Source organism: Selenomonas sp. F0473, assembly GCF_000315545.1.
Classification (GTDB): Bacteria; Bacillota; Negativicutes; order Selenomonadales; family Selenomonadaceae; genus Centipeda.
This window is the reverse complement of sequence record NZ_JH992902.1, coordinates 1,935,348-1,948,543: the sequence shown is the minus strand read 5'-3', so window position 1 is coordinate 1,948,543 and position 13,196 is coordinate 1,935,348. Positions and strand designations below refer to the sequence as shown.

Annotated in this window: 14 protein-coding genes, 5 tRNA genes and 1 pseudogene; 4 read left to right on the top strand and 16 right to left on the bottom strand. The window is 60.3% G+C overall.

Features of this window, described 5'->3' with window-relative positions; all coding sequences use genetic code 11:
• Positions 1 to 72: 72 nt before the first annotated feature.
• The 10 genes from rplA to HMPREF9161_RS08985 form a co-directional block, all read right to left on the bottom strand.
• Positions 73 to 762 (bottom strand): 50S ribosomal protein L1, encoded by a 690-nt coding sequence (gene rplA, locus HMPREF9161_RS09030; RefSeq protein WP_009729358.1) that lies wholly within the window; start codon positions 760 to 762, stop codon positions 73 to 75.
• A 61-nt stretch (positions 763 to 823) separates the two neighbouring features.
• Complete coding sequence (gene rplK / locus HMPREF9161_RS09025; RefSeq protein ID WP_009729357.1) at positions 824 to 1,249, bottom strand: 50S ribosomal protein L11; 426 nt, start codon at positions 1,247 to 1,249, stop codon at positions 824 to 826.
• Between the two features lie 39 nt (positions 1,250 to 1,288).
• Positions 1,289 to 1,840 (bottom strand): transcription termination/antitermination protein NusG, encoded by a 552-nt coding sequence (gene nusG, locus HMPREF9161_RS09020; protein WP_009729356.1) that lies wholly within the window; start codon positions 1,838 to 1,840, stop codon positions 1,289 to 1,291.
• A gap of 14 nt (positions 1,841 to 1,854) precedes the next feature.
• The gene (secE, locus tag HMPREF9161_RS09015; protein WP_009729355.1) at positions 1,855 to 2,040 is read right to left on the bottom strand and encodes a preprotein translocase subunit SecE; all 186 of its coding nucleotides are present in this window, start codon (positions 2,038 to 2,040) and stop codon (positions 1,855 to 1,857) included.
• A gap of 14 nt (positions 2,041 to 2,054) precedes the next feature.
• The gene (gene rpmG, locus HMPREF9161_RS09010) at positions 2,055 to 2,204 is read right to left on the bottom strand and encodes a 50S ribosomal protein L33 (protein ID WP_009729354.1); all 150 of its coding nucleotides are present in this window, start codon (positions 2,202 to 2,204) and stop codon (positions 2,055 to 2,057) included.
• A 134-nt stretch (positions 2,205 to 2,338) separates the two neighbouring features.
• A tRNA-Met gene (locus HMPREF9161_RS09005) sits at positions 2,339 to 2,415 on the bottom strand.
• Positions 2,416 to 2,421: 6 nt separating this feature from the next.
• Positions 2,422 to 2,497: transfer RNA gene (locus HMPREF9161_RS09000), tRNA-Thr, on the bottom strand.
• Between the two features lie 9 nt (positions 2,498 to 2,506).
• A tRNA-Met gene (locus HMPREF9161_RS08995) sits at positions 2,507 to 2,582 on the bottom strand.
• 8 nt (positions 2,583 to 2,590) lie between these two features.
• Positions 2,591 to 2,676: transfer RNA gene (locus tag HMPREF9161_RS08990), tRNA-Tyr, on the bottom strand.
• A gap of 22 nt (positions 2,677 to 2,698) precedes the next feature.
• Positions 2,699 to 2,774: transfer RNA gene (locus HMPREF9161_RS08985), tRNA-Met, on the bottom strand.
• On the opposite strand from HMPREF9161_RS08985, the gene HMPREF9161_RS10155 reads away from it, so the two are divergent.
• Positions 2,739 to 2,861: a hypothetical protein gene (locus tag HMPREF9161_RS10155; RefSeq protein WP_255344689.1), complete on the top strand. Its 123-nt coding sequence runs from the start codon at positions 2,739 to 2,741 to the stop codon at positions 2,859 to 2,861. The genes HMPREF9161_RS08985 and HMPREF9161_RS10155 overlap by 36 nt on opposite strands.
• 49 nt (positions 2,862 to 2,910) lie before the next feature.
• Here the strand turns inward: HMPREF9161_RS10155 and pfp are convergent, their stop codons facing one another.
• From pfp to map, 3 genes and pseudogenes are all read right to left on the bottom strand, one after another.
• Positions 2,911 to 4,173: a diphosphate--fructose-6-phosphate 1-phosphotransferase gene (gene pfp, locus HMPREF9161_RS08980; protein ID WP_009729353.1), complete on the bottom strand. Its 1,263-nt coding sequence runs from the start codon at positions 4,171 to 4,173 to the stop codon at positions 2,911 to 2,913.
• A 101-nt stretch (positions 4,174 to 4,274) separates the two neighbouring features.
• Positions 4,275 to 5,547: pseudogene (locus HMPREF9161_RS08975) on the bottom strand (DEAD/DEAH box helicase).
• Positions 5,544 to 6,416 (bottom strand): type I methionyl aminopeptidase, encoded by an 873-nt coding sequence (gene map, locus HMPREF9161_RS08970; RefSeq protein WP_009729351.1) that lies wholly within the window; start codon positions 6,414 to 6,416, stop codon positions 5,544 to 5,546. The pseudogene HMPREF9161_RS08975 and the gene map overlap by 4 nt, the downstream one beginning before the upstream one ends.
• Before the next feature lie 172 nt (positions 6,417 to 6,588).
• On the opposite strand from map, the gene HMPREF9161_RS08965 reads away from it, so the two are divergent.
• Positions 6,589 to 7,437, top strand: coding sequence for a polysaccharide deacetylase family protein (locus tag HMPREF9161_RS08965; protein WP_009729350.1), 849 nt, complete (start codon positions 6,589 to 6,591; stop codon positions 7,435 to 7,437).
• A gap of 61 nt (positions 7,438 to 7,498) precedes the next feature.
• Positions 7,499 to 7,699 carry a hypothetical protein gene (locus HMPREF9161_RS08960; protein ID WP_009729349.1) on the top strand — a complete coding sequence of 67 codons (201 nt, stop codon included), beginning with the start codon at positions 7,499 to 7,501 and terminating at the stop codon, positions 7,697 to 7,699.
• A gap of 144 nt (positions 7,700 to 7,843) precedes the next feature.
• On the opposite strand, the gene HMPREF9161_RS08955 is transcribed toward HMPREF9161_RS08960, so the two are convergent.
• The gene (locus HMPREF9161_RS08955; protein ID WP_009729348.1) at positions 7,844 to 9,319 is read right to left on the bottom strand and encodes a glycoside hydrolase family 32 protein; all 1,476 of its coding nucleotides are present in this window, start codon (positions 9,317 to 9,319) and stop codon (positions 7,844 to 7,846) included.
• Between the two features lie 5 nt (positions 9,320 to 9,324).
• On the bottom strand, positions 9,325 to 11,181 hold the full coding sequence (locus tag HMPREF9161_RS08950) for a glucose PTS transporter subunit IIA (RefSeq protein WP_009729347.1): 1,857 nt from the start codon (positions 11,179 to 11,181) through the stop codon (positions 9,325 to 9,327).
• A gap of 189 nt (positions 11,182 to 11,370) precedes the next feature.
• Here HMPREF9161_RS08950 and HMPREF9161_RS08945 point away from each other — a divergent pair, with 189 nt between their 5' ends.
• Positions 11,371 to 11,733, top strand: a complete 363-nt coding sequence (locus HMPREF9161_RS08945) for a PTS glucitol/sorbitol transporter subunit IIA (protein WP_009729346.1) — start codon at positions 11,371 to 11,373, stop codon at positions 11,731 to 11,733.
• A gap of 65 nt (positions 11,734 to 11,798) precedes the next feature.
• Here HMPREF9161_RS08945 and HMPREF9161_RS08940 read toward each other — a convergent pair whose 3' ends face one another.
• On the bottom strand, positions 11,799 to 12,890 hold the full coding sequence (locus HMPREF9161_RS08940; protein WP_009729345.1) for an L-threonylcarbamoyladenylate synthase: 1,092 nt from the start codon (positions 12,888 to 12,890) through the stop codon (positions 11,799 to 11,801).
• Positions 12,891 to 13,196: the final 306 nt, after the last annotated feature.

Genomic DNA, 13,196 nt, shown 5'->3' with positions numbered 1-13,196 from the left:
GCCTCGGCAGGCGACTTTGTCGTTAGATGCTTGCGCAAACCTGCTGTCTACAGCCCGGGGAAATTCCGTCGCTCAGGTTGAACCGAGCGCAACGGGGACGGCAGGTCCCATCGTCGCGACGACTGTGATGGAGCGGATATACTGCCCCTTTGCCGCCGCCGGTTTCACGCGGATGAGCGTGTCGATGACTGCCTGATAGTTTTCGCGGAGTTTCTCCGCGTCGAAGGAGGCCTTCCCGATGGGAACGTGGACGTTGCCCGCTTTGTCCGTGCGGTACTCCACCTGGCCCGCCTTGATCTCTGAAACCGCTTTCTTGAGATCCATCGTGACCGTGCCGAGCTTCGGGTTCGGCATGAGGCCGCGGGGACCGAGCACCTTGCCGAGACGGCCGACCGCGCCCATCATGTCGGGCGTTGCGACGGCGACGTCGAAATCGAGCCAGCCGCCCTGAATCTTCTGTACGATCTCGTCCGAACCGACGAAGTCGGCGCCGGCAGCTTCCGCCTCGGCGACCTTTTCGCCCTTCGCGAAGACGAGAACGCGCTGGGTCTTGCCCGTGCCGTGCGGCAGGACAAGCGCGCCGCGCACCTGCTGATCCGCATACTTCGGATCGACGCCGAGGCGCACGTGCAGTTCGACGGTTTCGTCAAATTTCGCGGTCGCGGTCTTCTTGACGAGTTCCATCGCTTCCTGCGAAGCGTAAAGCTTGCCGCTCTCAATCAGCTTCGCGGCGTCTCGGTACTTTTTACCAAATTTTGCCATAGAGTCGTATCTCCTTTCGTGGTCACAGCGGGCATACGATGCCCTCCCACTGCGGATCGCCTTAGTCGACGATCTCGATGCCCATGCTGCGGGCGGTGCCCTCGATCATGGATGTCGCCGCCTCAATCGACGCGGCGTTCAGATCCGGCATCTTGGACTCGGCGATCTCGCGCGCCTTTGCGCGCGGGAGCTTTGCCACCTTGTTCTTGTTCGGCTCGCCCGACGCCTTTTCGATGCCGGCCGCCTTCTTCAGCAGAACCGCCGCCGGCGGGGTCTTCGTGATAAAGGTAAAGGAACGGTCCTCGAAGACCGTAATCTCGACCGGAATGATGAGACCGGCCTGCTTTGCCGTGCGCTCGTTAAAGTCCTTCACGAACGCCATGATGTTGACGCCCGCCTGACCGAGCGCGGGGCCGACCGGAGGCGCCGGTGTCGCCTTGCCCGCAGGAACCTGCAGTTTTACGATACGCGCAACTTTCTTTGCCATCGACACATCACCTCCTTTCGGTGCGTATGATTTTGGAAATCAGATCACTTCGACCTGATTGATCTCAACGTCAATCGGGGTCCCTTCGATATCCACCTGAATCCGCAGTCCGGAGGAGTCGATCGACATGACCTTGCCCGCATAGTCCTCGAACGCGCCCGAGGCGATGCGCACGTTGTCCCCGACGCTGACCTTCGCGCGGCGCTTCGGCGCGCTGCCCGCAGCGCCGGAGAGGATGCGCTCCGCCTCCTCCGCCGTCAGCGGAATGGGGTGCTTTTCGGAGCCGACGAACCCCGTAACGCCCGTCGTATTGCGCACGACGTACCACGAGTGTTCGTCGACGATCATATCGACGAGCACATAGCCCGGGAACACCTTGCGCGGGACGACCTTCTCCTTGCCGTCCCTCACCTCAATCTCGTCCTCGACGGGAACGACGACGTTGAAGAGCATGTCGCTCATGCTCGCCGAGTGCATCAGCCGTTCGAGGTTCGCCTTGACTTTGTTCTCGTAGCCCGAATACGTATGGATGACGTACCATGCCCGGTGCGGGTTTGCCTGTCTCAGATAGAGTTCTTCCTTATCAGCCATATCCCTCACCTAGCCTAGTAATGCAGAATGACCTGAAATACACGGGCAAAAATCGTGTCGCAGATCCAGATCAGCGTGCAGACGATGACGATCGCTATCCCGACAACGCCGGTATAGGTCGCGAGCTCGCGCTTGGTGGACCACGACACCTTCTTCATCTCGGCGACGACTTCCCGCAGGAACTTTAGTATTTTTCCCATGGCATCAGGCGCGCTTACTTCGTCTCTTTGTGCGGCGTGTGCTTGCGGCAGAACTTGCAGTATTTGCTGAACTCGAGACGATCCGGATTGTTCTTCTTGTTCTTGTTCGTGCGGTAGTTGCGGCTATGGCACTCGGTGCACTCAAGCGTAATATTGCTGCGCATGAATATCAACTCTCCTCAATAAGTTCGTTTTGAAATAACTCTTACCAATTTATCATACTTGGAAAATGCTGTCAACCGGTACATTTTCACAGAAGTGCATAAAAGAACCCCCGGAGCGGGGGCTTGTTTCAAAATGGTGGCGGCACAGAGATTTGAACTCCGGACACTGCGGGTATGAACCGCATGCTCTAGCCAACTGAGCTATGCCGCCGCTATATGGAGCTGATGACCAGGATTGAACTGGTGACCTTATCCTTACCAAGGATACGCTCTGCCGACTGAGCTACACCAGCGGACAAACTTGGTTGCGGGGACAGGACTTGAACCTGTGACCTTCGGGTTATGAGCCCGACGAGCTACCGACTGCTCCACCCCGCGATATAAAGTGGTGGGCAGGGATGGATTCGAACCATCGTAATCCGAAGATGACAGATTTACAGTCTGTTGCCTTTAACCGCTCGGCCACCTACCCATGACAGCAGCGCGACACATTTTGGTTGCGGGGGCAGGACTCGAACCTGCGACCTTCGGGTTATGAGCCCGACAAGCTACCGACTGCTCTACCCCGCGATGATCCGCTCTGCGGCAGATACGCGCATTGCGCTGACAAGTCGATATTATACGGCAAAGAAATATATTCGTCAATACCCCAAATGAAAAAACAGACGCAGTTTTTCCGCATCTGTCGTTTCCATAAATAAGGAAGTTATGCCTGCGCGTCATCCTCAAAAAGGTACGCGTAACGCTCCTTAAACTCCTCCTGCGTGAGGCGGTAGGCGTTCGCGAGCCCCGGGTCCTCGAGGTCGCCCTTTTCAAGGCGCATCATGAAGCCGCGCGCAATTTGGTAATGGACGGAGTCGATGTTGACCTTGCGCACCTTCGTCTTGCCCGTCTCGGGGTCGCGGATCTCATCGAACCGCATCGGCACGGCCTGATTGTCCTGGATCGTAATGATCGCGCCCGAGTCGCCCGCTCTGAGGAACTGTACGGCGGAGTAGCCGAGCGAGCGGCAGTAGTCGATGTCGTACGCGATCGGCGCCGTGCAGCGCAGTTCGTAGCCGATCTCCTTGTCGATGATGGTGAGGGTGATGCCGAGCTTCTTAGTCTCGGCGAGCACCGCCTGTTTGAGGATTTCGCCGAAGTCCAGTTCGCTGTAACGGATATGGCCGTGCTCGTCGGTGACGATGCTGCCGAGTTTGGCAAAGTCCTCCTCCGCGATCTTTTCGATGACGCCCTCGGCGATGACGGCGACGCCGTAGTTGCGCCCCGTCAGGAACCGTTTCACAATCGAGCCCGTGATGATATCGACGATCTGCTGGAGCGGAATCCTGTCCTGCGCGAACTCCTCGGGAATCACCGTGATCGCAGCGCCCGCACTGCGCCCCATGCCGAGCGCCAAGTGCCCCGCCGTACGCCCCATCGCGATGGTGAAGTACCAGCGGTTGTTGGTCGTGCTCGCATCCTCCATGAGGTTCTCGATCTCCATCGTGCCGAACGCGCGCGCCGTCTCGAAGCCGAACGTCGGCACGCCCTCGGGCAGCGGGAGATCGTTGTCGATGGTCTTCGGGACATGCACGACGTTGATGGTGCGTCCCATCTTGCGCGCGTACTCCGAGACCGCCATGGAACTGAACGCAGTATCGTCGCCGCCGATGGTGACGACATGCGTCACGCCGAGCTCCGTCAGCGTCTCGACGACGGTGCGCAGGTCGGATTCCTTCTTCGTCGGGTTGAAGCGGGACATTTTGAGGATGCAGCCGCCCGTGAGGTGGATGCGGCTGATGCTCGGCGGGTCGAGACGGATGTAGTTCTTCTCCCCGCGCGCGAGCCGCGAAAATCCGTCGTACATGCCGAGCACGTCCCAGCCGTGCCGCGTCGCCTCGACAACCACCGCGGAAATCACGCTGTTGATGCCGGGCGCGGGCCCGCCACCGCAGATAATCGCAATCACATTCTTGATACCAATCATGGGATTCCCTCCTCTTCGGAATTGCCTTTACCCTAGATAGATTCGACGGTGTGAAATGTTTTCCTTCTAAATAATTTTCTTAAAGTTTCAAAAAATACTGTTCAGCGACTTCTCCGGCTGCGCCGGCCGATATTCGTCACCGTCTTGCCGGACGCTTTCCTCGTCTTTCTGCGCGCAAGTTTTCCGCCGCGCGGGGAGCGGCTCGGTATGCTGCGCCGCTCCTGTGCGGCGGGCCGCGCTTTCTGCGGCGCGCGGCGCGGCTTCTTCTTTCCCCCCGGCGCGCGCGAGCCGTTCTTTGAGTGCCGCCTCCATCTTTCTGAGTCTTTCGTGCTGGCGCGCCGTAACGAGCGTAACCGCGCGCCCGCGCGCCCCCGCGCGCCCCGTGCGCCCGATGCGGTGGATATAGTCCGTCACCGTCGGCGGCAGGTCGTAGTTATAGACGTGCGTCACGCCCTCGATGTCAAGGCCGCGCGCGGCGATGTCGGTCGCGCAGAGGATCTGGATCTTTGCCGCACGGAACTGCCGCAGGACAAAGGCGCGCTGCGTCTGCGTGAGGTCGCCGCTGAGGGCGTCGACGAGATAGCCGCGCCCCGCGAGCGCCGTCATGAGCGCATGCGTGCGTTCCTTCGTCGCGCAGAACACCATCGCGAGGTAGGGCGCCTCCTCGTTGACGGAAGCGCAGAGACGATCGAGTTTCTCCCCCTCGTCCACGGAAAGCACGATCTGCTCGATGTTTTCGAGCGTTGTGCGTTCCGACGCGATCTTGACATGTGCGGGGTTGTGCATAAAGCGCTTCGTGAGCCGCACGATGCGGTCGGGCATGGTCGCGGAGAACAGCGCAAGCTGATAGTCCTGTGCCGTGTGCTCGAGGATATTTTCCACATCCTCGATGAACCCCATCTTCAGCATCTCGTCCGCCTCGTCGAGCACGACCTTGTTGACGCTGCCGAGCCGAAGCGTGCCGCGCCGCACATGATCGAGCAGGCGTCCCGGCGTGCCGACGATCAGCTGCGGGTGCCTGCGGAGTTTCTCTTTCTGCCGCTCGATGTCCGCGCCGCCGTAAACGAGCGCCGTACCGATGCCGAGCGCCGCGCCGAGCGGCTCCGCCACGCGCGCAGTCTGTATGGCGAGTTCGCGCGTCGGCGTAACGACGAGCGCCTGCGCCGCCTGTCCTTGCGGCTTAATCTTTTCGAGGACGGGCAGGAGGAAAGCGAACGTCTTGCCCGTGCCCGTCTGCGCCTGCGCGATGACGTCGCGCCCCGCGCGCATGGGCGGGATCGCCCTCTCCTGTACGGGCGTCGGCGCGACGATGCCCCGGTGTTTGAGCAGCGCGCACAGTTTCTCCGAGACGCCGATTTTCTCAAACGACATCATGACGAGAGCACCTCGGCGCCGGTCTCCGTAATCAGAATGGTCTTTTCCCACTGGGCGGAAAGCGTGTGATCCTTCGTCCGCACCGTCCAGCCGTCCTTCGCGTCCACGGTGACGTCGTAGCCGCCCGCATTGATCATCGGCTCGACGGTGAAGATCATGCCCGGCACCATGAGCATCCCCGTCCCCGCCTCGCCCACATGCGCCACGAACGGCTCCATGTGAAAGTCCTTGCCGACGCCGTGCCCGCCGAGCGCCGTCACGACCGAGTAGCCGTTCTCGTGCGCCCAGTCGCCGCAGGCCGCGCTGACATCCCCGAGGAAGTGCCACGGCCGCGCCGCGGCGATGCCGCGCTCCATGATCTCCTTCGTCACGCGTACAAGGCGCTCCGCAGCCGCAGACACTTTCCCCACAAGATACATACGCGACGCGTCCGCATAGTAGCCGCCGAGAATCGTCGTCGTGTCGACGTTGACGATGTCCCCCTCTTTGAGCACGTCCTTCTTCGACGGGATCCCGTGACAAACCACATCGTTGATCGACGTGCAGATGCTCTTCGGGAAGCCTTCGAAACCGAGGCAGGCGGGGATGCCGCCGCGCTCCGTGATGTAATCGTGCGCCGCACGATCCAGCGTCTCCGTATCAACCCCGGGAGCGACGAGCGTATCCATCAGATCGAGCACACCGTCGTTGACGACGGCCGCGCGCCGAACGCCCTCGATATCCGCCTCGTTATTGATGATCCTGCGCGGCGGGCGCACCTGCCCCTTCAGCACATCATAGCGGACGGATGCGATCCGCTCGTCGAAGTCCGCGTGACATTTTTTGTATTTCTTCCCGCTGCCGCACCAGCACGGATCGTTACGATTCATTCCTTCGCTCCTTACTTTCGGATATATTTTCCGTCTTCATTATAGACCGAATCCGCGTTTTTATCAAAGTTTTTTCGGCCGTACCTTAACGTTTTCTTATAATTCCTTGACATGGAGTAAGGTATAAGCTAAACTTATCGTGAAATTTATGCAATCAAAGAAGGTACCCTCGGTGAAACGTTCACGAAAAATTTTTCTTGCCGCCGCGCTCATCCTCTGCGGGCTGCTCGCCCTCGCCGCCGTCGCGCTCATGTGGTCGGCACGGGGCGCCGTCCCCGTGCTCAACTATCATCAGGTGGAGCCGAAGGACGGCAATCCGCTCACCCTTTGGCCGGAACAATTTGAAGCGCAGATGGCGTATCTCAAGGAGGAAGGCTATACGCCCGTCACCATCGACGAGATGATGGATGCGTGCGAGACGGGCGCGCCGCTGCCGAAGAAGCCCGTCGTCATCACGTTCGACGACGGATATGACGACAATTATATATATGCCTATCCCATCCTCAAAAAGTACGGGTTCAAGGCGACCGTCTTCCTCATCTACGATTTTACCGATACCTATCCGGGCTATCTGACGTGGCAGCAGATCGCCGAGATGAAGGAGTCCGGCCTGATCCGCTTCGAAAGCCATACGATGACGCACGCAAATCTCTCCAAACTCACGTCTGCGGACGAGCTGCGCCACGAAATCACGGATTCGCAGCGTCTCCTGTCGGAGAAGGTCGGTAATGAGATGCGCTATATCGCCTATCCGGGCGGCGCCGTCAATCCGCAAATTGAGGAAATCACCCGCAGTTCCGGCTACCGCGGCGGCTTTACGGTCCACTACGGACTGAGCACGCCCGCTAAAGGTCCGTACCAGATGGACCGCATCCCCATCTTCGGCGCGAATATGCACACGATGAGCCGCTTTAAGCTGCGTCTCAAATACGCGCCGCTGATCGCGCCGTTCGAAGACTTCCGCCTTTGGCTGCGCGCAAAAGGGTTCGCGGGCCTCGCCGCGGTCCTGCCGATTCCTTGAATTTCGCGTGGAAAACATGTATAATAACGGCGTCTGTTATTGTGTTGAAGGAGGGCTTTTCATGGATTTTGAAGCACTGGTCAAGGCAAAATTCGACGAAGCGTACGAAGCGTCGGAGCATCCCAAAAAATTCTTCCTCACGGAGAACGGGCGCGGCGTCGTCGACGGCGGCGACCTGTACAACGCGCTGCTCCAAGATGTGCTCGACGTCGTGCAAAGGGCGCTCGTCGGCATTCTCAAAGACAGCCACCATACACGCTGAAAACCGGCAGTTAAAAACCGCTGTGCCGCACCGCACAGCGGTTTTTTGCGCGCCGCCGCCAGCCTACAAGGCAGGCGTTTTCTCGTAAAACGGCGGCCGCGCCGCGCTCTTTTACAGAGGCAGCCGCCCGGCACGCTGCCGATTTTACATATTTTCCCCGTCGCCCCCGTGTCCCTCCCCTTCAAAATGCAGCGGCTCGAGTTCCCAGAGGACCCCCGAAATCCGGTCCATATCGACGTCGGAAAAGATGCGCATGGTCGGGCGAATGTTCTTTTCCGGAAAGAGGGCGATCGTCGCGGCCTCCTCTCCGTGCCGGAAGAACGCCTCCACGGCGCCGTGGTCCACATACAGCCGCATGGAGAGGATCCGCTCGGCATAGAGTTTGAACCGGCGCTCCCCGCGCCCGCCGAGCTTCATGCCGTCACGCCGGATGGTCATGACCTGCGCGAGCCGATCATAGCGGAACACGAGTTTTTCGAGGCCGAAGAGCAGCTCCACGGCAATGCTGTATGCCTCTCCCATGGTAAGATCCAAAATAATCTCCGTCAGATCGTAGAGCGTCGCGCTGAACTCGCTCTCCCCCACGGCCTCAAGCGGGCGCTCCGTCTCTCGGTGCCGCAGCGCCTTCAGTTCGGCGGCGGGCGCGGAGAATATATGTCCCTGCCGCAGCGTCAATACGCGCGGCAGCGTGAGACTGTGCACCCATCCCTCCGCCCGCGACGGATAGTCCGCTTCGCGGTCCGGCATGCCCATCCACCCGATCAGGATATGTCGTCCTTCGTGGGTGAAAATTTGCGGAGCATAGAAGTCAAATCCGCGGTCGAACTCTTTGAATCTCCCATGCGTCAACATCTCCATCGCGTCCAGCGACGCATGCCCCGCGATATACCCCGCCTGATAGATGTTCTGTCGGTCATAGTCCCGTGCCGGAACCCCCTGCGGGCAGAAGGCCAGCACGTCGCAGTCGCCGAAGGAGAGCAGATTCGGGCATTCCCACATATAACCGAAATCCTTCAGTTGGGTTTTCAGCTCGCCGAGGCAAGTCCAGCCGTCCGCGATCTCGCGATAGACAAGCACGCAGCCGCGTTTCTCCGCCGTCTGCGCGCCGATCACAAGGTGCCGCGTTCCCTTCCAATGAAAGAGATAGGGATCGCGGAAATGCGACGTAAAGCCGTCCGGCGGCCCCGCGATGACGATCTCTTCCTTTTGTACCGCGCCCCTCACGAGCGTGCCGAACCGCTGTGCGGAGCTGCGGTTCCCCGCCGCGTCCTTCGCATTGCAGGTATAGAGGACGCGCAGGCGCCCGTCCTCGACGGTACCGCAGCCCGAGTAGCAGCCGTCCTTATCGTACGCGTCGCTCGGCCAGAGCGCAAGCGTCGGCATCGTATAGGTGCAGAAGTCGCGCGTCGCCGTATGCGCCCACGATTTATTCTTGTGCGTGCAGCCGAACGGATTCCACTGATAAAAGATGTGGTACGCGCCGGCATGATAGACCAGCCCGTTCGGATCGTTGACGAGGCCGAACGGCATCTCGATGTGCAGACGGTTGTGCCGGCGGTGCGTCAGAGGAAATCCGGCCGCAATCTTAGCGTCGATCTCTTTTTTGTCAAAATGCTCCACAACGCTCACTCCTCGGGACGGAAGAATGTGAAGGTCAGGCCGAATGCGACGGCAAAGCCGACCGCGTTGACGAAAATGTATTCGGTGAGATGATCCAAATAGAGCAGCGTTCCCGGCAGCACCGTGATGCCTATGCCCGTCCCCGCAAGATGCAGGAACCCGGCCGCGCCGCCGGCGCAGGCACCGCCCGCAAGTCCGTAGAGAAACGGTTTCATAAAGCGCAGGTTGATGCCGAAGATCGCGGGCTCCGTGATGCCGAGGAATGCGGGCACCGCCGACGAGATGTAGAGCGCACGCTTTTTCGCATCGTGTGTGCGCATCGCGACGGCGACCGCCGCGCCGCCCTGCGCTACGATCGCTCCCGTGATGATGGCGTTGAACGGATCCGCCCCCGTCGCTGCGAGGAGCTGCACCTCGAGCGCGTTGAACACATGGTGCACACCGAATACGACGATCGCCTGATGGATGCCGCCCACGATGAAGCCGCCGATGCCGTAGGGGAGTTCGAGAAATGCGCGCACCGCGCCGAAGATGCCGATCTCAAGGGTGTGCATGATGGGGCCGATGACGAGCAAGCCGAGCAGCATCGAGACAAGCAGCGTCAGGAACGGGGTCACGATGAGATCGACGATATCGGGCACAAAGGTCTTAAACCATTTTTGCAGGCGCGCGGCGAAGATGCCGAGGACGAGTGCGGGGAGCACCGATCCCTGGTACCCGACGACGGGAACGGACATGCCGAAGAGATCCATCGTAACGGGCGCGGCGTCGCCCGCCGCGATCGCATAGGCATTCGGCAGCTGCGGCGCAACGAGCATGAGGCCGAGCACAATGCCGATCACGGGCGTGCCGCCGAAACGGTTCATCGTCGACCAGCAGACGAGCGCGGGCAGGAACGCAAACGCCGTATCTGTCAGGATCTGACTCATGCGCACGAGATTCTCATTCATCTCGATGCCGAGGCTCTGCACCATCCCGCGCAGTCCCATAAAGAGGCCCGTTGCGACCAGTACGGGAATGATCGGGACAAAGACGTCGCCGAGCGTGCGCGAGATCTTCTGCAGCGGCGTCATCCGGTCGTACGCCTCCCGACTGCCGTTCGATGCGCCCGCGAGATCGGTTCCGGCGACAAACGCATCGTAGACCTTGTCGACAAAGCCCGTACCGAGAATGATCTGATACTGCGCGGCGGCGAAGAACTGTCCCTTCACGCCGTCGATGTTCTCGATCGCCTTCTCGTCGACGACGGATTTATCGTTCACGATGAGGCGCAGCCGCGTGGCGCAGTGCTCGACGCTGCGCACGTTCCCGGAGCCCCCGACGTATTTCCAAATGAGCTTTGCGACGCGCTCCTCTTTCGGCAGATGCGGATCGATATCATCCGCCGCCGCGGGTGTGAGGGAACGTTCGTCGGCAGACGCCTCGCCGGCCGACGATATCTCCGCGCCGTCGAGCGTAAAGGTGATTTTCCCATAATCCGCCGCGTTCGTCACAAGCACGGGCGTCGTCGTCTCATACCCCTCCGCCTTGATGCCCGCGGGATCGAATTCGAGCAGCAGCTGCCCGCGCTTCACCGTGTCGCCCTGCGCGACATGCGCCGTGAAATGCCGCCCCGCAAGCTTTACCGTATCCACGCCGACATGGATGAGCAAATCCATCCCGTCCGCCGTACGGATCCCAACGGCGTGTTTCGTGTCAAAGAGCACCGTCACCTCGCCGTCCACCGGCGAGACGACGCGGCCCTCCGGATCGGCGATCGCGGCGCCGCGCCCCATCGCGCCGCTCGCAAATGCCGGATCCGATACCTCCGAAAGCGGAACGAGACGTCCTCGCAGCGGGCTCTCAATACGAATATCCTGCATACCGGTCCCCCCTATTGATTTTTTACGGAACTCTTCCGTATGTTTACGATTTCTTCTGTCGAGGTCAAGTGTACTAATTTCACTTTCGCTTGTCAACAAACGGGAGACGAAAGAATTTTACAAGGCCGAAGGCTTGTGGTACAATGAAGTTCAGTTCATATGGGATTAAGATTTGGGGAGGCAGTACGAATGGATGTAAAATATGAAGTCACGACGACAGCCATCGGCAAGCTGGCGCGCAAGTTCCTCGAGACAAACAACAGCGTGATTCTGCTCGATGACGGAACGCATCCCAATCTCGCCGAAATGGTCGTCGAACATACGGCGGGCGAACTCAAGGGGGATATCGCCGTCGGCGATACGCTGACCGTCGGCAAGCAAAAGTTCAAGGTCACACGCGTCGGAGAAAACGCCAACGATACCATCCGTGAAAACGGACACTGCACTCTGCTCTTCAATACGACGGGCTCCATGCCGGGTCAGATCGAGCTCGAGGGCGGCACCGTGCCCTCGCTGATGCAAGGACTGACGTTCTCGTTTACGGGGAAATAATATCATTATCTTGAAAATTTCTAACCCATGAAATACAAAAAAGACTGATGCAAAATATCTATGCATCAGTCTTTTTTGTTGGAGCCCGTTTTTTCAAATGCGCCGCCGACGGCGACGATATCGCCGCCGCTCGCTTTGCGGAGGCGGTTCATCACGGCGAGCCCAAGCCCCTCTTCCTCCGTTCCCTCAGCAAGAAGGGACGCGATATCCGTCCGGTCGAAATGGCGCAGCGCATCGTAGAGGCGGCTCGCATATGCCGCGGTATCGCCGCGCGCGCCGCAGTCGTAACGATATGCCGCAGGAAGGACGTCGCGGACGACGGCGACGGTCTCCCTGCTTGCGATCAGTCCGACCCGCTCCCCCGCCGCGCTGCGGCGCAGGAGCTCCGCCCGCAGCGCGGCCGCGACCGCCGGCCCCGCCCCCGTATAGACGGTGAGCGGCGCACGCGGCGCATAGTGCCGGTACTTCATGCCCGGCGCACGCGGCACCGCGTCCGCGGCCATAAGCGCGGAATCCACACGCACCTCCGTCTGCGTCAGCTCCGCAGCGATCATCTCGCGCGTAACGGCGCCGGGGCGCAGGATAGTCACCGCCCCCTCCGCCGTACAGTCCACAATGGTCGATTCGATGCCCCAACGACAGGCGCCCCCGTCAAGGATGAGCGGGATGCGCCCCGCGAGATCGTCCGCGACCATCGCCGCCGCCGTCGGGCTCGGCCGCCCCGAGGTGTTCGCGGACGGCGCGGCGACGGGGACGCCCGCCGCGCGGATGAGCGCGCGGGCAATATCGTTTGCGGGACAGCGCACGCCGACGGTCGGCAGACCGCCCGTCACGATATCGGGAATGTGCGCCGCCTTTGGGACGATAACGGTGAGCGGCCCGGGGGCAAAGACGGTAAGGAGATGTGCCGCCGCGGGAGGAACCTCCCGCGCAACGTCCGCCGCCATAGAGAGGTCGGAGATGTGGAGAATCAACGGGTTATCGGCGGGACGCCCCTTCGCCTTGTAGATGCGCGCGCATGCCGACGCGTCCAGCCCGTTCGCCCCGAGCCCGTAAACCGTCTCTGTTGGGAACGCGACAAGCTGTCCGCGCCGAATGAGCCCCGCCGCATGTTCGATGTCCGTTTCCGTGACGGGTGAGATGATTTCCGTTTGCATGGGGCGAGCCTCCTTTCCATTGTTTAGGGTTTACTTCGCGGCTCAGGTGCGTATTTCGCTCCGCAGCGCAAATGGGACGGCAGTCAGATAAACGACTTCTAGGAAGTACACCGCCACGGCTCTACGTTGCTCTGCTCCAAGAGCCGTATGACGGTGTTCTCACATTGTAGTATACCGTATTTTATCATGCTGCCTCGCCCCTTCGGGTGATGCTAAGCGTTGCGAGAGCACACAACCTTCGCCGCACCGCGGTAACACCATATAAAAAAATCTCCCTCACTAGAAAGGCGTAGTAAAATGCTGCGT

What these genes read in the sequence shown, in the direction of transcription:
- secE (WP_009729355.1), bottom strand. Translation starts at nt 2,040, where the DNA reads ATGGGAAAAATACTAAAGTTCCTGCGGGAAGTCGTCGCCGAGATGAAG.
- rplK (WP_009729357.1), bottom strand. Translation starts at nt 1,249, where the DNA reads ATGGCAAAGAAAGTTGCGCGTATCGTAAAACTGCAGGTTCCTGCGGGC.
- map (WP_009729351.1), bottom strand. Translation starts at nt 6,416, where the DNA reads ATGAATCGTAACGATCCGTGCTGGTGCGGCAGCGGGAAGAAATACAAA.
- HMPREF9161_RS10155 (WP_255344689.1), top strand. Translation starts at nt 2,739, where the DNA reads ATGAGCCCGACAAGCTACCGACTGCTCTACCCCGCGATGATCCGCTCT.
- nusG (WP_009729356.1), bottom strand. Translation starts at nt 1,840, where the DNA reads ATGGCTGATAAGGAAGAACTCTATCTGAGACAGGCAAACCCGCACCGG.
- HMPREF9161_RS08950 (WP_009729347.1), bottom strand. Translation starts at nt 11,181, where the DNA reads ATGCAGGATATTCGTATTGAGAGCCCGCTGCGAGGACGTCTCGTTCCG.
- HMPREF9161_RS08945 (WP_009729346.1), top strand. Translation starts at nt 11,371, where the DNA reads ATGGATGTAAAATATGAAGTCACGACGACAGCCATCGGCAAGCTGGCG.
- rplA (WP_009729358.1), bottom strand. Translation starts at nt 762, where the DNA reads ATGGCAAAATTTGGTAAAAAGTACCGAGACGCCGCGAAGCTGATTGAG.
- pfp (WP_009729353.1), bottom strand. Translation starts at nt 4,173, where the DNA reads ATGATTGGTATCAAGAATGTGATTGCGATTATCTGCGGTGGCGGGCCC.
- HMPREF9161_RS08940 (WP_009729345.1), bottom strand. Translation starts at nt 12,890, where the DNA reads ATGCAAACGGAAATCATCTCACCCGTCACGGAAACGGACATCGAACAT.
- HMPREF9161_RS08960 (WP_009729349.1), top strand. Translation starts at nt 7,499, where the DNA reads ATGGATTTTGAAGCACTGGTCAAGGCAAAATTCGACGAAGCGTACGAA.
- rpmG (WP_009729354.1), bottom strand. Translation starts at nt 2,204, where the DNA reads ATGCGCAGCAATATTACGCTTGAGTGCACCGAGTGCCATAGCCGCAAC.